We start from the raw sequence: 19,973 nt of genomic DNA, 5'->3' as shown, positions 1-19,973 counted from the left end.
ATATTCCATTTAATAACCATCATTACGAATCAGTAATGGGTTCTTATTAATTTCACCACCCGGAATCTGTTCATAATAATGACGTTTGTCAAATGTTACTTTACGACCTTCACGTTCTACTTCGTTCAAGAATATCCATTTATTCTCATCGAGAACCAGATATGGAAGTAATGTATGAGTATATACACCATTCTGGAACATCATGTCGGCTACTCTCCAACGACGAATATCGAACAAGCGATGATTTTCGAAACAAAGTTCACGGGCACGCTCGTCACGGATGTATTGTAGGTTCTCATCAATCATGAAACCATAGATTTCGGAGCCTACATCTGCCGGATTAGCAACCATATTATGCCGGCTGGCACCTGCACGATCCCGGATTTCATTGATATGATCGAAAGCTTCTGCTTTCAAATCTTCACTGCCAGTAATCAAGCCCAATTCATAAGCTGCTTCTGCCCAGTTCAATAGAATCTCACCATAACGGAATACTTTCCAAGGTTGATAGTTAGTAAAGAATACACGGGCATTGCTTCCCTCTGCCTGCACATACTTACGGATGCAAGCACCCATACGTGAATAACCTTCATCACCTGTACCTTCGGCCAAACCATGCAAGCCACTAACCTTCACATTCACACCATTGATATCCTTGTATTCACCCGGTTTAGATGCTCTTATGCGATATTGGTTAGTATAGTCGCTCACACTTCCCTGTGTCTCAGAAGTACCGTCAGCAGCAGTGCCCGGATAGCTTGTATATACACCACCTTGAAAGTCAAATGTCGTACCAGACATAGATTCAGTCATTCCAGTGAAATAGAAATTAGCACGACATCTTGGCTCCATTTTATTTGTATCCCAAAGGTCGGTCACCTTATTAAAGCGTATCGGCTTACCGGTTTCTTCATCAGTAATAGCGGGCATATCATAAAGTCCCATAATTTCCCAAGCAGGTTGAAGCGCAACACCAATGTCACCAGAAAGTCCTTCACCTTTCGGCAATATCATACAATCCCAACAGTGGAACAAGCTAGTGTTGGTAGGAGTACTGGTGTTAGGTCCATATTGCTTGACCATGATATCCTCTTCTGTATTCGGGCTCAAGAATATCTCTGTATAGGCTTTTTCTTTATCAGCGCCAGTATGAAGTTTAAATCCGGCTTCTTGCAAGAACTTACACGCATCATAAGAGTATTGGAAAAATTCCTGTGCCTTGTCTACAGGCATACCCATCAAACCTGCTGAAACAGCCGGACCAGTAACAGCCGTGTACTGATTGTATTTGGCAATGGAGCCTGCATATAACATAGCACGAGACATCAATGCCGCTGCTGCATAACGGTTTGCACGTCCAACTTCTGACTTTGAATCAGTAGCATTTTCCATAGCAAACTTCAAATCCTCATAAATGAACTTCCAGCAGTCATATTCGGTGTTACGGGGTTGTTGCAACTCCTCCGCCGGAGCTTTAGGGTCGAGCACCTTGTCTACAATGGGTATACCACCATAGCGTTTCACGATTCCGAAATAGTAGAATGCACGTAAGAAACGAGCCTCACCTAGATACGTATTATAATCTACTTCCTTATAAGAGTTGCGATAATTCGGCAACTGTTCCAACATATTATTAATGTCACGGATACGATCATAAGGCCAATAGCCCCAACCATCACCATAAGAAGTTCCGCGACCGGCTGCCTCGGCGGCACAAGATGCCGGACTACCTTTTTGAGCCTGCCATCTGTTTCCACCATGCCAGCCACTCTGATTTACTGTCGCATACCCCTTGTCATCACCATTCTGGCAATAATTAAAATCTTCTATAGGAAGATCCTGGTACATCAAAGCAAGATATTTCTTGATACCATTATCCGATTGAAACAGCACATTTTCATAGATAAGTCCTTTCGGTTTCAAATCCAAATCATAGCAGGAAGTTACCGTAAGTCCCAATGCAGCTGCCGCAAATATATATTTCAATGTTTTCATATTCTATCTATTTATTTTTAGAATTTGATTGTTGCACCAATGTTAAGTGTACGGTTCACAGGGTAATTGTAGAACAAGACACTATCCTTGTTAGGATCTTCGTTTACACCACCTCTGGCACCGGGACGTTCAGGGTCAATGTTATCCAGACCTGTAAAAGTCAAAAGATTGTATGCATTGAAATAAACACGAAGATCCTTTATACCAGACTTAGCCAACCAAGTTTTAGGCAGTGTATAACCAACTTCCAAAGTTTTCAGACGCAGATAAGAGGTGTTCTTGATACCGGTCCCGGCATTGCTGAAACTATGTCCTGTAGCCGGATAAAGACCTGACACCCATTGAGTATTCGGATTCCAGGGGTCATCACTTGGATTAGCTGTGTGCCAGCGATCCAGGTAAATATCCAACACTGCGCCACCATTAAATGGGCCTACTTCTGTAAATACTTCTGTATAAGAATTGTATACGCCAGCTGCACCTTGCCAGTTCAGAGAGAGATCAATACCCTTCCATTCGGCTCCCATCACAATACCATAATTGAAAACCGGTAAATTATAAGTCGCCATCGGATGGTTATCATCATCATTTATTACACCGTCACCATTCCAGTCTTCATAATAATAGTCGCCTGGCAAAGTACCCTGACCATATCCGCCACCAGTAACATTATGATAACGGATTTGATCATAGCTAGTGAAACGTCCGCCTTCTTCATAAGAGAACCAAATGTCTTTATTACGTCCCGACACATCCCGACGACGCCATGCATCCATAGAGTTGCTAGCCTGACTGTCCTGACGATAATCCCAACGATTCTTCGTGGCAGAAATCTGTCCACCTAACCAGTAATTCACTCCTGCCACTCTATTACGATGGTTCAAACTGATTTCCCAACCAAAAGTCTGGTCACTATTCAGATTCTCTTTCGGCAAAGAAGCTCCTACCGTACCTGGAATAATACTTGAGGAGGTATCAAGCAAACCGCTACGCTTACGTTTAAACACTTCAAACGTACCACTTAACTTTTGATTCCAAAGGTCGAAATCTAAACCGAGGTTATAGGTTTCAGCAGTGTACCATGTCAAATCAGGATTAGGAATAGAAGTTGCAGCAACACCGGCCATTAATGCACCATTGTAAAACCAGCCGATCTTATCTTTTTCAATATTATAAGCTACCACATTTTGAGGATAAGTATTCGCACCACCATCATCACCCATTTTACCATAAGATCCGCGAATCTTCAAGTTACTAAGAAAAGGTATCAATTCTTTCATAAAGGCTTCTTCACTCACACGCCAGCCTGCAGATACAGAAGGGAAGAATCCCCAACGCGAACCTTTCGGGAAACTGGAAGAGCCATCCTGACGAAAAGAGAAATCCACCATGTATCGCCCTTTATAATCATAGTTTACTCTACCCACAATAGCTTGGCGGGTTTTATCACCGGCACCACCCATTGAACCTATCTGGTCTTTTTCTTCACCATAAATTAAATATTCGCCATCCAACAGCATGACACGTTGTGCATAAAAATTGTCCCAATTGTTATACTGCTCTTCAAATAGTACCATAGCGCCTATGTTGTGGTCGCCAAACTTACGTGCATAGTTCAAAGAGAGTTGCATCACTGTCCCATAACTAGGGTCAGTATTACGTCTTAAATTACTGTCGGCATTGCGGTCGAAGCTTTCCATTGTACCGTCTTCACGCATATTATACAATTTGTAAGCGCGCTTATAACTCGTATTATTGGTTGTGTAATAGTCGTAGCTATAAAAAGCCTTTGCATTCAATCCTTTCACACCAGGAATATCATAGGTTAATGTCAAAGCACCATTAAAGTTGACACGTTTCTCACGACGATAACCGGTCAGATCACTGTTGATGGCAGCTACGGGATTTTCAGGTTCACCCATCTCACTGTCCCAAGCCGGGTAGTTATGATCGCCACCTACATAAGCCTCTGAAGTGGGTCTATATGTCCAAGCTTTTTTATACACAGACCACATATCAGTAAATGGCTGATTCTTTTCATCCATATAACCACTGATCTGTACAGTAGCTTTCAAACCTTTGGTTATCTTGGCATCAACGTTACTACGGAAATTCCAACGATCATAGTTCAAAGAGCCACTTTTGTAGGAACCTTCTTGTTTCTGATAACCTAGGTTAAAAAAGTAATTAATCTTCTCGGAGCCACCATTCACGCTAACATTATATAGTTGTTGTGGAACGTTGTCATTGAACAATTCTTTGGTCCAATTCGTACCTTTTTTCCTTCCGGTACTATATTCCATCATGTCCTGCCAAGTATATTTAGCAGGAGTGCGGTTGGGATAAGTGTTATCACCGAAACTATTATAGAATTTTTCGTTGATTAGCAACATGTGATCTGCCGCACTTGCTGTTTGCGGTATATAAAGGAATTGTTGCCAACCGTAATTAGCAGAGAATGTAATGTCGAACTTGCCATTTGATTCATCACCATGCTTGGTTGTAACCAAAATTACACCATTAGCAGCACGCACACCGTAAATAGCAGCAGAAGCATCTTTCAATACAGATACATTATCGATTTCATTGGCATCCATACGAGAGAAGTAAGCCTTATCACGAGGGATTCCATCGACCACAATCAACGGTTCACCCATACCACGAATATCAATCGAATTGTCAAACTCACCAGGCTGTGAACTCTTTTGCGAAATACATACACCAGGCACTTTACCCGAAAGCATATTCACCACATTTTCGTTCTTAGTTACGGCTATTTCTTTGTTGTTGATAGCAGAAACCGCACCAGTCAGTGTTGCTTTCTTTTGCGTACCATAACCTACAACAACAACTTCATCCAATGTTTGATTATCTTCTTTAAGTGTGATTTTCATATTGGTTTTATCTGCCGTAACGACTGCGTCAAGATAACCGATAAAAGAGATTGTCAGTTTTTCTTTTGCATCGGCAGCTATCTCAAATTCACCATTGATATCGGTAATGACACCACGAGTGGTACCATTCACCCGAATATTGGCTCCAATGACAGTTTCACCCATTTGGTCAACTACAGTACCGCGAACTATGCGGTTCTGTGCCGATGCAGGTAACGCTATCAGGAGGCACAGAAGTGCTAGCATCATCATCATCTTGAATGGTGATGCAGAGTCACTTCTCCTTTTTTTATTATTTTGAATATACTGTTTCATAAATTAGACTTTTCTGTTCTACAAAAATCTTGATTAGTCCAAGGATTCGGTAAGGAGAACAGGTATAGTGCCCTCTTTACCGAAAGTTTCTCCCTGATTATTTCTTAGCAGCAGGCATCTTTGCACCTTCAGCTGCCGCACGGCGGTTAATAAAAAGCATACCAAACTTGTCATCACCATTAGCACAGAGATTCTTCACTCCATAAGCGTATTCAAAACCTGCCGCAAAAGCAATACGAATACCATAACCCTCATAGTCTTTCGAAGTAGTCAATACACCTGTCTTCTCATTCATCTTCCAACCGAAAGAAGCAACAGTTCTAAATTCATCATTCGGACGGAAATCATAGTAGTTAGGATTATTCAGGTAGTCAACTGGATTACCTGAACCCCATGTATCGTAGTCGCAGTATTTTTCACCTGCATTATATGTGCCGGTTTCATCAGTGTATTTACCATCGGTTGCCAGTGTTTCGGGGACAACGAGCTCAAAGCCACGATAGTACCAGAATACTCCACGAGCACCTCCCAAATACTTCTTGGCAAAATCACCCAGTACCAATTTACCACTGCCATCGTTGTAAACTAATGCACCCTCATCGGTAGAAACATTATAGCTAGCATAAGTTGTGAAGAAATCATCACCATTATGGCGGAGAGGAATTTCAGTCTCATAAGCAGCAAACGTAGCCGGAACATTCAGTTCGTTTGTACCCAGCGCAAAGAAACGGCCATCACGTCCATAAAGCTCAGCTTCGAAGCTACCTTTTACACCGCAGAGTGCCGGGAAGTCGATATTAGCCAGCGGGTCAATTACCTTGATACGCACTTTAGCACGTGTTACATCATCCGCATCCTTAGCCAAAATCAAGATACCTTCTTCACCACCTGCTGTACCCGGACGCTTCACACAATTCCATGTACCATCAGCAGAGAGGTTGGCAGAAAGGTTACTATAGTTGTTGCGTACAGATTCGTTCTGCTGGTCAGCCGGAGCCAATGCATAAGACAATTTGTCGGCACCAGGAACAGTTATCATCTCCTGGAATTTAACAGTACCCAAGAAAGCAGGAACTTCACCTGTTCCATCGGGCAAAGTAGCGGTCCAAGAACCGTCTGCATTCGCGACAGCACCATCAAGTCCCGTTAATTTGGGAGATACAGAAAGATCTTCGGTAATAACCTCTACATCAGCACCCACCGCCACATAGAAGTAGTTGGAGCTAACGGTAGCACCAGGCACTGATAAATGAACAGCTACGGTGTAGGTCTTACCCGGAGCGGCATCCCATACTTTCATCGTTGCCTGAATGAGGTCGCCGTCAGCCTTCAAGTCTTTCAACTTAAAGAAGCTAGTGTTGGCACGCGTCTGTACTTCGCGGGCATCGGCAACGGTAATCTTGGCTTTGCTAAGAGCATCAGCACTAAGAGCAGGTGTTGCAAGGAAACGCAGCGTTACGCCGTCTTTGTTGGCTGCTTGGTCTATATTAACAATAGGATTGGTTGATTCCGGACAGTAAACCAATGAATTAATGGCAGTAGCCAACGGTAAAGCGTATTCTACTCCACCAATTGAAATAATAATCACGCCTTCTCCCACAGTAATGTTAGAAGCCTCGCCACCACTGTCGAGTGCGCCAAGGTCAATCTTCGTTCCGTCGCTCAACGTAATAATACGGTCTTCGGCATTCCAGTTGGTAACTGATGCACCCACTTTAATGGCTTTATTAAGTTCAGACTTGATGTCGTCTATCGCTACTTCAATTACCGATACTCTGGTTTTCAGATCATCGACATCGTCATTATTACAAGAAGTAAATGTTCCTGTTGAAAGAACCACTGCTCCGAACAGGAGCACCTTTAAAAATCGTTTGTTCATAATAATTAAATTAAGAGTTTATAAATAGATAAATTCAGTCGCTTCAAAATTTTATTTTCTCATATTCAGAAGAAAGAATATGCTGGTGGAGGCTTTACGTATACTTGTATATTTTTCATATTTATTAAATTCATCTTTTAAAATTCTATAGGAGCAAAAGTATATGTCTGCCGTTAAAATAATCCTTAAAAAGACATTAATAAATTAGTTTTTTTGTCGAAAAATAGGGGTCTCGGAGCATTTTAACTCTTTCACCTTAAAAAATGGTATATAAAAGAATTAATTGAAGAGAAAATAAATTTTAAGGAAGGATAATCGCTAGATTATATGCAATAATTGGATATCTCATAAAAACAAAATTAGTAGTTTTATAACCCATTTGGGTTGTAAAACTACTAATTTTGTTTTTATGATTTATTTATTCAGTTATTTGCCAACACCATTTTCATTAAAAGCACTAATTGAGAAATAATATTCCGAATCTCTATTAAAATAACGGGCTTCATACTGATTATCATATACTATCATGGAGTGAGTCAATTTCTCTTTCTGCGTTCCCCAACGTAATATGTAGCCAGTCACATTTTCTTGCGGATTCCAGCTAAAGCGATAGATGCGTTTGTCATTTTCATCACGTGAAGCCTGGAAACCTGAAACTGCGGCAGGAACTTTACCATCACCTTGTCCCAAAACACGTAAGTCGAACAAAGAAAAACAACCTTCTAGATCTTTCGTATTGCATACTCTCAAGTATTGCATCTTTGCAGGATTATCAAAAGTATGTAATTTATGGGGAGCATCTTTCTCGTTTTTCTCTTCATCAGCTAAGCGAGTCCAGTTCTTGCTATCAACTGATCCTTCTATATAATACTGATAGACAACCGGACCATGAGGAGCATGAACTTTAAAGTTATGATCGGCAAAATTGATTTGTAAAGCATTAACCAGCATAGGCTTGCCCAAGTCTATTTGCAACCATTCCCCTTTCTTGCCAGTACTTGCGGCCCACCAAGTTTCTACTTGTTCATCGTTTGCCTTCTCCGGTTCATAGCCTTCTAAAGAAGAAGATGCAGTTACCTTTTTCTTATATGAAAGTAAGTTCCAACCCATATTGATATCTTCTTTCTCGAAATCAACTTTCCGGTCGGGAATACAGAAAGGATAATCAGCAAAAGTGGTTAATGCGTACATACCATATTTATCAGAAACGACCACCGGGAACAAGCCCAAACGACGTTCAAACCAATGACGTACGGAAATAGTCATAGATGCCACATGCCAATAATTTCCATATTTATCCTTAAAAGTATGACCATGTCCGGCCCCACCGATAAAACCACCGGGTTTAAAGGAGAAAGGGCTGTCTTCTACGTACTCAAACGAGCCTAACGGGTTATCACCTATATAATTACCATCACCATAAATACGATATTGAGTTCCGGGAGCAGCGTATTGCAAGTAATAACGTCCGTTATGTTTCAGCACGCACGGACCTTCGTTCCAACCTTGGCGTGGTTCCTCATTATTCTTTCCGGGAACTTCCCAACCATATTTATCACCATTATGTACTATCAAAGATTTAGGTTCGCCGATAGCACGAAAACCATCTTTGGGATCTACCTCTACTCCCATAATAGGATCGACATCCGAACATCCCCAATAAAAATAGACTCTTCCATCATCATCTTTAAAAAATGCCGGATCGTGTTGAGGATATTCAAACTTTGTATCCACTTCTTCCCAAGTATCGGTTTCCGGATGGGCATTCTTGAATATGCGAGTATTACCACTGGATGCAGTAAAATATAGCGTATCACCATAAGCGAGAATAGTGGGAGCATAGTCTTCCATAGTCGGAATTGTTTTACAGGGGATGTATTCCCATGTTGCCAAATCTTCGGAACGCCAATAACCACCGGATTTGGAAGCAAACATATAATAATAGCCTTTGAAATACTCCAATACCGGGTCAGCAGCTTCACGTCGTGAAACTTCATCCGGTTGAAAACGATAATTCAGATTGATAGGGTTGGTTACAATCCTATCATTGCAGGCAGTGGTTTGTTCTGATGATGCACAGCTTGCAAATAGTCCTGAGACCAAAGCTATGCCCATTAATTTAGTAATGTTTTTCATGGTAAGTTTATCGTTTATAAAACTTAAAGAGATAATACCTTATATTTAGTGGTGAACACGACAGGAGCATTACTGTTTTTATCCACGCTGAAAGGTATAAGTTTTTCTTCTCCCGGAGCCAATTCATAATGCACGTTGTCTCCTGATTTCTGACCCCCAATGTACATTTCAATCTTGCCGATATCCATTAAAGTACCATTATTCTTAACAGATACCCAAATTGTTTTCTGATCTTCCACCAGATTTTCCTCTACTTTGGATACTGACAAACCAAAATCCGCTGCAAACTCATGGGTATAATCGAGCATACCGGTTACTCCTAAGTTCTTGCCACTATAGCCTACACTATCCTTTATGCGATCATTCGCCCGATATTCAGGACTCACTCCGCCCACTAATATTTTAAATTCACCTTTTTCTACCACACGGTCCATTTGATCGTTTAATAGAGAAATCTGATAAGGAGTCAGTTCAAACTGTACAGTCTGTGACTGCCCCGGTTCGAGATGGATACGGGTAAAATCCTTCAATTCGGTAATACGGGTTTTCACAGAAGCGTACATATCTGTAATATAGAGCTGGGCTACTTCGTCACCCGCACGTTGTCCTACATTCTTTACGGTAGCTTGAACAGTGATATTTCCATTTGCTTGCTCCTGAACTTTCAGGTCTGAGTATTCAAAAGAGGTATAGCTAAGTCCGAATCCGAAGCGATATAGAGGATAGTATTCCATATCGGAATATTCGTAACGGCGACCGGAAGTCTTGAAGTTATAGTACAAAGGCAACTGACCGACGTGGCGCGGGAATGTCATTGGCAAGCGTCCGGCTGGATTATAGTCCCCAAAAAGAACATCTGCTGTAGCCGGACCACCTTCTTGACCGGGCAACCAGTTAACAAGAATACCCTTACACAATTCCGAAGCTTTAGACAGATTGTAAGGACGACCGGATTGAAGTACCAGTATCACCGGCTTCCCTACTGCACAAACTGCTTCCAATAATTCTTGTTGTTTTCCGGGTAAGATCAAAGTAGCCAAGTCATGATTTTCACCACATGTTTTTTCTACATCTCCGGTGGACTCGCTGGTAGAACAATCGCCCAATACCATCACTACAACGTCTGACTGAGAAGCTGCTTTTACAGCTTTGGGTATGTTTACTCCATCCGGCGTGGTAAAGTCACATCCTTGTTCATACAGAACTTTGGTTTGTTTTCCCACAGCATTCTTAATACCAGTCAGTACAGACTTCAACTGTCCCGGCTGCAATTTGGGAGTATAGTCACCCGGTTGCAAGTCATCCGCTCCGGGACCCAGTACGGCAATGGTACGAAGATTCTTTGAGATGGGAAGAAAGTTATCTTTATTCTCTAACAAGACGATGGATTGACGGGCAGCTTCGCGTGCCATTTCTTTATGGGCATCCGAATTCCATCCCGGATAGATTTTATTCCAATCCAATGGTTTGCAGGGATTGTTCTCGAACAGTTCGTTGCGGAACATCACACGAAGCATGGTACGGCAAACTTCATCCAGATTCTTCATATCGATACGTCCGTCTTTGGCAGCGGCAATCACTTCTTTGTCATTATATGTATCTCCACAGTTGGTAGCGATGCCTGCGGCTAACGATTGATTGGCAGCTTCTATTTTATCCTTCGCCGTATAATGTTTACGAGCTGTCAAATTACCGATAGCCCCACAATCGCTGACGATAAATCCATTGAAGCCCCATTCCTGACGAAGAATCTGCTGCAAAAGTTCTTTGCTCTTAGCTACCGGTACTCCCATATAATCGGAATAGGCCATCATTAAAGACTGACAATCGTAGTTACGAATGACATGGCGGAAAGGAACAAGATGCACTTCACGCATTTCCCGTTCGGACAAGCCGATATCATGCGAGTCGCGACCACCCAAGGGAGCGCCGTGACCGCCAAAATGCTTCGGGGTAGTGAACAGACCTTTGGATTGATATCCCTTTATCCAAGCACCGCCTATGAGAGACACCAACACAGGGTCTTCGCCGAAAGTCTCTTCGCAACGTCCCCAACGGGCATCCTGAGCCACATCCAATACGGGTGACCATGCCTGTTTGGTGTGTGCCGCTACGGTTTCATCACCGATAGCCATTGCTATTTCCTCCGTCAACTGCTTGTTGAAGGTAGCTCCCATAGACAAAGCTTGTGGGAAGATAGTAGCGCCGCTACCGTATGAAAAGCCATGCACGGCCTCCACCTTTGAAATAGGCGGGACATAAAGATGCGGAATTCCCGGAATCCCCCAGCCTTCACGAATCAACTCCATTTTGTCTTCGGGAGTCATGGCGGCGAGTAAATCCTCGACACGTTCTTCTACCGGAAGTGTAGGGTCCATGTATCGGCGGTTGGTCATTTCTCCCTTACGGTCTTTCAAGTCTTTCTTGGCAAGAACAACTGCAACTTCTTTCAAACTGAAAGGCTTAGCCAGCTTGCCTGCTTTAAAGGCGAGTTTGACATGAGCACCATATTTAGGGGTCAATTTCAGTTTCATCTCCTTATTAGTACCCTCTACTATATAATCTACGGGGTTACCTAAATTCATAGGGTCGTAAGTGACAAAAATGTCAAGTGCAGCCTTCAGCTCGTCTTTTGATACTCCCTGCAATTGCAAGATAAGCTCCGCAACATCACCAGGTTGCTGAATGGTACACATCATCCACTGTTCCGCTTTCAATATCTGAGGAGAAAGCGTCCACATCGTTTTAATGTCTTTATCAAATGCCAATGAAGCTTCTTGTGCATTGGCAGAGGTTGACACAGACAAGACATCACTCTGTTGCTGCGCCATTGATAATGAAGAAGATAATAAACCTGCAAGTAACAGGCAGTTTAATTTTAGTTTCAATTTCATATTTTATAGGTAAGTTTTCTTTATAAGCAATTCATTCTCAGGATTAGGTCTTATACTGAACCCATTTCAGTCGTATAGTGAACCCTATTCAGTCGTATACTGATTATAGCTCATTTTAATCCTACTGATTACCAGCACATTACAACTAGCGCATACTACATCCATAAAATTAAACAAATCTATAGTATATCAGATCGTTTATTTCTTTTGTGGTAATACGCATTTCAGCGTACCTTCTGCTCCCTTCAAAGGAGTGGCTAAAGCAGCCACCGGTGCTGCGCCGCCCATATAGATACGGATGTCTCCGGGGAGCATCATCAGATTTCCATTCTCATCGACACAAGACAGGTCTTTAGCCGTCAGCAGGAAAGAGAGTTTCTTCGATTCACCGGCTTTGAGATTCACCCGTTGGAATCCTTTCAGGGAAGTAAGTGGGGTAAGCACTTTCTGACCGGGATGAGAGACATAAAGTTGCACTACCTCTTCGCCCGCCAGATTACCTTTATTCTTCACCGTAACCTCTACTTTTATCTCCTTATCGGTTTGGTTACAGCTTTTCGGCATTTGTAGAGACGAATAGGCAAAGTCTGTATAACTCAACCCATAGCCGAAAGGATAAAGCGCTTTTCCCTGAAAATAGCGGTAAGTACGCCCAGTCATGTCATACGAGTTGAAATCAGGTAAATCACTATCTTGTGCATAGAAAGTAACCGGCAGTTTGCCCGAAGGATTATAATCTCCAAATAGAACATCGGCAATGGCTTCTCCGCCATATTGTCCTCCATACCAAGCATTCAGTATAGCCGGTACGTGGTTTGCTTCCCAAGGAATTGCCAGCGCACTACCGGTCATCATCACAAATACAGTCGGTATTTTCTCCGCAGCCAAAGCCTTCATCATCTCTGTTTGAACAGCGGGCAAAGTAATCGTTGTACGATCACCTCCACTAAATCCATCTTTACTGACAGGCATCTCCTCACCTTCCAGCTGTGGGCTGATTCCTCCAATGAAGATAACCATATCCGCACCTTTAGCTTGTGCCACCCACTTTTGAAACATATCAGCCGTTGCAGTGTCCACATGATCGGGACCTTCTACAAACAGGACTTCAGCCTTGTTTCCTACCCGCTCACGGATAGCTTGCAGAGGCGTCAACATGTGTGTAGGGAATCCATTATAATTGCCCAATAAGGCATCCTTATTATCAGCATTAGGCCCCATTACAACAATCTTCTTCAGTTTTTCCTTGCTCAAAGGCAGCAGATTCTGCTCATTCTTTAACAGCACAATCGACTCCTGCGCGATACGTTTCGCCAGTTCCTTGTGTTGAGCACATTCCAGTACAGAAATAGGAATATTTGAATAAGGAACTTTTTCAAGCGGATCGAATAATCCCAAACGGAAACGAATCGTGAACAAACGTTTCAAAGAAACATCCACTTGCTTCTCTGTAATAATTCCCTCTTTTACAGCTTTAATCAAAGCCATATAAGCTTCTTGCCCGCAATCCAGATCAGTTCCATGGAATACGGCATCCGCAGCAGCCGATGCAGCATCGGGATGAGTTTTATGATGACGGTAAAAGTCGTCAATAGCTCCGCAATCCGAAGTAACATATCCTTTAAACTGCCACTTATCCCTTAAAATGGATTGCATCAGCAGATCATTTCCACAACAAGGTTGTCCTTGAAAAGCATTATAGGCACACATTACACCCGAAACTTCGGCATCGACTACCAAGTCACGGAATGCCGGCAGATAAGTATCCCATAAATCATACGTGGTTACGTCTGTATTAAAACTATGGCGTGAGCTCTCCGGTCCGCTATGAATAGCATAATGCTTGGCACAGGCAGAAGCTTTCAGGTAGCGCGGATTATCGCCTTGCAGGCCCAGCACGAATGCCTTGCCCATCTTGCCGGTCAAGAAAGGATCTTCACCGTATGTTTCTTGTCCTCTGCCCCAACGAGGGTCACGGAAAATATTGATATTGGGAGTCCAGTATGTTAAAGCATGATACTGGCTATAATCATTTTTGCGTTGTGTGTCGTTATAAATAGCTCTGCCTTCATCGGCAATAGAAGAAGCAACTTCTTTTAGTAGTACATCGTTCCACGATGCCGCCATTCCGATGGCTTGCGGGAAAACAGTCACCTTATAATTAGAGCGTCCCACTCCATGTAAACATTCATTCCACCAATTATACGCCGGAATACCCAACCGCTCAATCGACGGTGTATTATTCAACATTTGCTTTACTTTCTCCTCCAATGTCAGGCGAGATACTAAATCCTCTACCCGTTGATCTATCGGAAGCTCCGGATTTCTAAAAAGATATTGTTGCTGTGCAGTCACATTACATGTCACGAACAGTGCAACTATCCCAAAGTGCTTTTTCCAATTCATACTATTAGACATTATTTTAATTTGTAATGCAAAGTAAGCGCCAAGTGGTTAACAAAACCTTTAATCCAAAATTAATAGGCGCTTAAAATTCGCTTAATCGTAATATTTGTGTTACTATTTCTATATCTTCTCATAAGAAAACACTATTTTTGTCGACACTTAAGACTTAAACGACATACATAATGAAAAAGACATCTTTCTTATTTTTCCTCCTATTTATATGTCAGCATATATCAGCCCAGTATCCCGAATACGGCTTGCATATTCAATCATATCCCCTTCAAGCACCCGACTTTACCAGCATGGTGCTCGAAGATGGAAAACCTATTCCTACTTTAGGAGAAAAGATTGTTCTGAAGTTTAATATATGGGTCAGAAACGATAATGTATTCGGTACAGTATTCCGTATTATCACAAATACGAATAAGAATATTGATCTAATGTTCAGTGTTGGAGAGAATGACAAACGCTTCCCCATATTAGTAACAGGAGATGCTGTTAATCCCATTCCCAAAGAAGTCAGACGTGAAACCTGGCTACCCATCGAGCTAACGTTGCAACCCAAAGACGGACAAATCACCCTCGAATATGATAGTGTACAAGTTAAAACGAGCTACAAAGATTTGATAGATGTGCAAAACCTGCGCATTGCCTTCGGATATTGTCCTTTTGATAAGTTTACATTGGGCGACGTCGCCTCTATCAATCTAAAAGATATCAGACTGAACCGGAACAATAAAGACATCAGATTCTGGAAAATGGCACGCCATAACAACAATGTGTGTTATGATGAAATTTCGCAAGCACCGGCTACCGGCAAAAATGCCCGTTGGATTATCGACCAGTATATATCTTGGAAACCAATTTACCATAAAGAATTCAAATCTTCACCATCCATAGCATTCGATCCGACTATTGGAACCTTCTACATGGCTACTGATAAGAATAAGCTATATGTCTTCCATAGTGAAGAATATATTACCGATACCATCACAATAAAAGGCGGAGAGTTTGTAGCCAATTACCCCAACCAGTTGATATATATCCCCGAACGCCAGCAGTTGCTCTCATATAATCTGAATGAGAATATTTACTCTGCGTTCAATCCTACTACACAGACGTGGGAAGGCAATCAGAAAGTATCCAAGGATCATGATTACTGGAACAATACAATCGTATACAATCCCTCCAACGAATCATTAGTCAGCTTTGGAGGATATGGGCATTACCATTACAACAACGAATTATTAATCAGCTTTCCGTGGAGCGAGAATAAGCCACAAACTAAAATCAATCTAACCGATATCCATCCCCGCTATACTATGGCAAGTACCATAGTTGGTAATACTCTCTACATATTCGGTGGAAGAGGATGTCCGTCAGGAAGGCAGGAGTTATCTCCACGCAATTACTACGATTTATATGCCGTAAATCTGCTGACCCAGCAGGTGAACAAACTTTGGGAATACACCACAACACCGGAGAACGGAGATTTCCAACCCGGAGAGAATATGGTTTATGATGACGAAAAGAAGTGTTTCTATTTCTTCTGTTCCCAACAAGGAGGTATGCTGATGAAAGCTGGATTGGATAAGCCCGGGTTTGAACCAATGTCATTGCCTATCAATCTAAAGATGGAATCGCAGTACATTTATAGTAATCTATTCTACTCCCCGCAACAAAAGAAGCTGTATGCTGTAGTGCACCAGGCAGAAGTTAGCGGTGAAGCTGCTCTCAATATTTATGAAATCAATTTTCCACCTATCTCTGTGCAAGCATTTAAGCAGAATCTTAATGAGATGGAAGAGAGACAAAACGGCGGATACACAATATGGTTCATAGCAGGTGGTGTACTTCTTCTTATTGGTATCGGCATCTTATTCTTCTACCTAAGAAAGAAGAAGAGACAAGAAGAGATGACGTTTGCTCAGAAAGAATCGGAAAATGTACCTCAAGAACTACCTGCCAGTGCAGTAAGAATACCGGAGATAAACGATATTCCTATTTCAATAGCTACACCTGAATTTAACAATTATGATTTATCGAAGAGTTGTGTATGCTTCTTTGGCGGTTTCAAAGTAATAGATAAAGAAGGTGTGGACATCACTTACTTGTTTACTCCTACGCTGAAGGCTTTACTTATCCTGCTCATTCTTTATACAGGCAAAGATTCGAAAGGAATTATCGGTCATAAACTTATCCAATTACTTTGGTATGATAAAACCGAAGAATCCGCCAAAAATAACCGCAATGTATATATGAGTAAATTGCGTGGATTATTGGAAAAAGTAGGAGATATCAAAATATTGAACCAGAATAGTTTCTGGAGTATTCAATTTGAAGATGGAACCATCTCTGATTATCTGGAAGCCCTCCGGCTATATCGTGAAAACAATAGCCAGAATTTAGAAAGACTTCTTGAACTATTATTGAGTGGCGTGATGCTTCCCAATATGGAAATAGACTGGATAGATACCTTTAAGAACGAATTCTCCAATAACACCATTGACTTACTATACCGTCTGCTGAAACGCGAAGATCTATCAGAAACTCTAAGATTGAAGATAGCCGATATCATGTTCCAACATGACTATATCAACGAAGAAGCTCTTTGCGTAAAATGCCGGATACTGTGCCAGCAAGGAAAGAAAGGACTTGCTAAAACAGTATACGACACTTTCTGCAAAGAATACAATTCCTCGATGGGAACGGAGTACAAGTATTCACTAATGGAAATTATTGAAGGGAAAACACTGGATCAATAATAAATATCCAGTGTTCCGCCTTCCTGAAGCTTTTTAAAAGGTAACTGCCATTGCTGGAAAGCTTCTCCATTCAAGCGCATAGAGCGAATATATACCCCTTCTCCATGTGTACAAATAGCAAACTTCTTCCCATCAGGCAGATTAAGATCTATCTTACGGAATAAAGGTGAGGTCAATTCCATTACAGGCTCCCCCGGACAAAGAGGATGAATACCAATGGAAGCTAATACAAACCAAGCTGACATCTGCCCGACATCTTCGTTTCCTACCAAGCCGGCTACTCCGTCATGGTAAGCATGCGTACAAATAAAACGTGTCCAATACTGTGTCAGGTCCGGACGTCCTAACCGGTTAAACAGAAAAGGAACATGGTGCACCGGTTCATTAGCATGATTATAGTAAGGATTCCACAAAAGATGTTCGGGTGTTTTACGAAACATATCTTCCAAATGTGTAACGACTGTATCACGTCCTCCCATCAATTGCACCATTCCTTCTACGTCATGCGGCACAAACCATCCTTGTTGCAGGGGGTTAGATTCTATGCATCCGTATCCTTCATGTAAGATTCCTTCTTTCGGCCAAGGCAGAAACTCTCCCTGTGCATTGCGTGGACGGAAGCTCTGTTTTTCTTCATCCCAAATATTGCGGTAAGAGTAAGATCGTTTGCGGTATTTTGTTTCATCCTGCTTCTTTCCCAGATCTCGTGCAAGTTCAGCTATACACCATTCATTATAAGCATATTCAAGAGTCTCTGAAATACCGGTATTCCCCGGTGCATATCCCCGTTCTCCATTACCGGAACGTTCTACAGTATTCCTTGCATACGTATATGCTTTCTCAATATCATAGCCACGGATTCCTTTCCTGTAAGCATCAGCCAGCACAGATACTGCCGGATTACCCAACATACAACCACTATAAGCATTCAAGAACTCCCAACGAGGATAGTAATGCCTGCCTGATTCTTCCGCCAGCCCGTTCATGGAGCAAATCAAGTCATTGACTACATCCGGACGAACCAAAGTCAATAAGGGCATCTCACTTCTGAATACGTCCCAACCGCTAAAAATAGTCCGCCGGACATATCCGTCAGCTGTATGCATCTCTTTATCTCCTCCGATATAACTACCATCTACATCCGAAAAAGTGCGTGGGTCGATAAAAGCATGATACAATGCTGTATAAAAAATCGTTTTCTGCACTTCATCTTCGCTATCTACTGTTATACATGACAATGCCTTATTCCACTCCGATTCACAATGTTGATAAGCTTGGTCGAAGTTCCAGTCTATCAGTTCTGCATTCAGGTTTTTCCGTGCTCCTTCCTGACTTGTAAAAGAGATACCTGCTTTCATTAAAACACTTTCCCCTTGGCGGGTAGCAAAGTTTGTAAAGAAACCGATATGCTTTCCGGCATACTTCTTCATTCCTTTTATAACCTTTGCTTCTTTTGCATACTGTTTATAGGCAGGAGTAGTTATGTCTTCCAGTTTACGGGATTGCCCCTCAGGAATATCCGCATTCCAAACACCATAATCAGTCAATGGCTTTGAAAATTGAGCATAGAAATAGACTGTATAGTCAGCATGACCTCCGCCATTTCCCCATCCTCCTCCTTCAGGGGTACAACGCATCATGCCGGAAATAGTATAATTATCTACTACCTCTACCTCTTGCCAAACGGAAGTTCCTCCAACCCGTCGTGCTAAGTCTATCTGAATACGTGATTGTTCATTTTCCGGGAAAGTGAAACGTAACATTCCACTATGAGGCGCTACAGTAGCCTCTGCTTTTATCTGATAATCATCTAAAACAACAGAATAGTAACCGGCTTTTGCCACTTCCGTATCTTTGCAGAAACGGGAGCGGTAACCTTCATCAGGATTTGCCAAAGTACCCGCAGAAGTTTTAAGTTCTCCGGTAGTAGGCATTACCAAGAAATTACCCAAATCTCCATACCACCCTACTCCGCTCATTTGAGTGAATGCAAATCCTTCCAGCGATGTATGTTCATAACTATATCCCGAACCATTGTCCCCTCCGGTAATTGTATTGGGTGACAATTGCACCATCCCAAAAGGAAACATGGCCCCGGGAGATGTTTTCCCAAGGCCATGATATACCCCTGCTGCTTCCACACTGGTGCTGGCACCAATGAAAGGGTTCACATACGCTGCCGGAGCAAGCGCACTGATTACTTTACTGCTTTTTTTTTACGAATCGGCTGATTCATTTCAAGTGGTTTCTCTTTACGAAGCATCTTGCCGGCTTCACCTGCCAACCAAAGATAGTGGTCACTTTCAAGACCTTCTTCAATGGGAACAAAAGTACTTGCACCTACGGGCACTTTCTTAGCACATTTAAAAATAGCCGTTCCTTCGTCTATTTCATCGAACATAGCTATGTATATCATTTGTGCACCCATATCTATGGCATTCGATAGCTGTTTCCACAAAAATGAGCCTTTGTTACGCTCTATGGTAGAAGGGTTCTCTTTCATATTTCCCCAAGAGAAACCAGGGAATGCCAAAGGTGCATAATCTACTTTGTTTTGCTTTGCCCACTGGATGTCTTGCTTTATCAAACTCTGATAACGAGAATACGAGCTTTCGTTATAGCGACCAACAAACCAAGGCATAACAACATCACACTTCTTAATCAAATCGTGCAGACGAGGATCTGATTC

Annotated in this window: 8 protein-coding genes and 1 pseudogene; 1 reads left to right on the top strand and 8 read right to left on the bottom strand. The window is 42.1% G+C overall.

Annotated features, from left to right (window positions below; genetic code table 11):
* Positions 1 to 9: 9 nt before the first annotated feature.
* From Q1W14_RS00045 to Q1W14_RS00020, 6 genes are all read right to left on the bottom strand, one after another.
* Positions 10 to 1,995 (bottom strand): RagB/SusD family nutrient uptake outer membrane protein, encoded by a 1,986-nt coding sequence (locus Q1W14_RS00045; protein ID WP_300698045.1) that lies wholly within the window; start codon positions 1,993 to 1,995, stop codon positions 10 to 12.
* A gap of 17 nt (positions 1,996 to 2,012) precedes the next feature.
* Positions 2,013 to 5,144: a TonB-dependent receptor gene (locus tag Q1W14_RS00040; protein ID WP_366945712.1), complete on the bottom strand. Its 3,132-nt coding sequence runs from the start codon at positions 5,142 to 5,144 to the stop codon at positions 2,013 to 2,015.
* Positions 5,145 to 5,301: 157 nt separating this feature from the next.
* A complete protein-coding gene (locus tag Q1W14_RS00035) occupies positions 5,302 to 7,083 on the bottom strand; it encodes a hypothetical protein (RefSeq protein WP_300698041.1) in 1,782 nt (593 codons plus the stop codon).
* A 426-nt stretch (positions 7,084 to 7,509) separates the two neighbouring features.
* Complete coding sequence (locus Q1W14_RS00030) at positions 7,510 to 9,219, bottom strand: family 43 glycosylhydrolase (protein WP_300698039.1); 1,710 nt, start codon at positions 9,217 to 9,219, stop codon at positions 7,510 to 7,512.
* Between the two features lie 23 nt (positions 9,220 to 9,242).
* On the bottom strand, positions 9,243 to 12,107 hold the full coding sequence (locus Q1W14_RS00025; RefSeq protein WP_300698142.1) for a glycoside hydrolase family 3 C-terminal domain-containing protein: 2,865 nt from the start codon (positions 12,105 to 12,107) through the stop codon (positions 9,243 to 9,245).
* 204 nt (positions 12,108 to 12,311) lie between these two features.
* The gene (locus tag Q1W14_RS00020; RefSeq protein WP_300698037.1) at positions 12,312 to 14,519 is read right to left on the bottom strand and encodes a glycoside hydrolase family 3 C-terminal domain-containing protein; all 2,208 of its coding nucleotides are present in this window, start codon (positions 14,517 to 14,519) and stop codon (positions 12,312 to 12,314) included.
* Between the two features lie 182 nt (positions 14,520 to 14,701).
* Here Q1W14_RS00020 and Q1W14_RS00015 point away from each other — a divergent pair, with 182 nt between their 5' ends.
* Positions 14,702 to 17,284 (top strand): hypothetical protein, encoded by a 2,583-nt coding sequence (locus Q1W14_RS00015; protein WP_300698035.1) that lies wholly within the window; start codon positions 14,702 to 14,704, stop codon positions 17,282 to 17,284.
* Here Q1W14_RS00015 and Q1W14_RS00010 read toward each other — a convergent pair.
* Together Q1W14_RS00010 and Q1W14_RS00005 are read right to left on the bottom strand one after the other, a co-directional pair.
* On the bottom strand, positions 17,278 to 19,482 hold the full coding sequence (locus Q1W14_RS00010) for a GH92 family glycosyl hydrolase (protein ID WP_300698140.1): 2,205 nt from the start codon (positions 19,480 to 19,482) through the stop codon (positions 17,278 to 17,280). The two genes, Q1W14_RS00015 and Q1W14_RS00010, sit on opposite strands and share 7 nt — an antisense overlap.
* Positions 19,482 to 19,973: pseudogene (locus Q1W14_RS00005) on the bottom strand (xylosidase); the annotation flags it as partial. The gene Q1W14_RS00010 and the pseudogene Q1W14_RS00005, both read right to left, overlap by 1 nt.

Origin of the sequence: Bacteroides sp. (assembly GCF_030151085.1) — a bacterium.
Classification (GTDB): domain Bacteria; phylum Bacteroidota; class Bacteroidia; order Bacteroidales; family Bacteroidaceae; genus Bacteroides.
The sequence above is the reverse complement of the archived record's forward strand: the minus strand, read 5'-3'. Positions and strand labels throughout refer to the sequence as shown.

Coding starts and splice junctions, on each gene's coding strand:
- Q1W14_RS00030 (WP_300698039.1), bottom strand. CDS start 9,219: ATGAAAAACATTACTAAATTAATGGGCATAGCTTTGGTCTCAGGACTA.
- Q1W14_RS00040 (WP_366945712.1), bottom strand. CDS start 5,144: ATGATGATGATGCTAGCACTTCTGTGCCTCCTGATAGCGTTACCTGCA.
- Q1W14_RS00015 (WP_300698035.1), top strand. CDS start 14,702: ATGAAAAAGACATCTTTCTTATTTTTCCTCCTATTTATATGTCAGCAT.
- Q1W14_RS00035 (WP_300698041.1), bottom strand. CDS start 7,083: ATGAACAAACGATTTTTAAAGGTGCTCCTGTTCGGAGCAGTGGTTCTT.
- Q1W14_RS00020 (WP_300698037.1), bottom strand. CDS start 14,519: ATGAATTGGAAAAAGCACTTTGGGATAGTTGCACTGTTCGTGACATGT.
- Q1W14_RS00045 (WP_300698045.1), bottom strand. CDS start 1,995: ATGAAAACATTGAAATATATATTTGCGGCAGCTGCATTGGGACTTACG.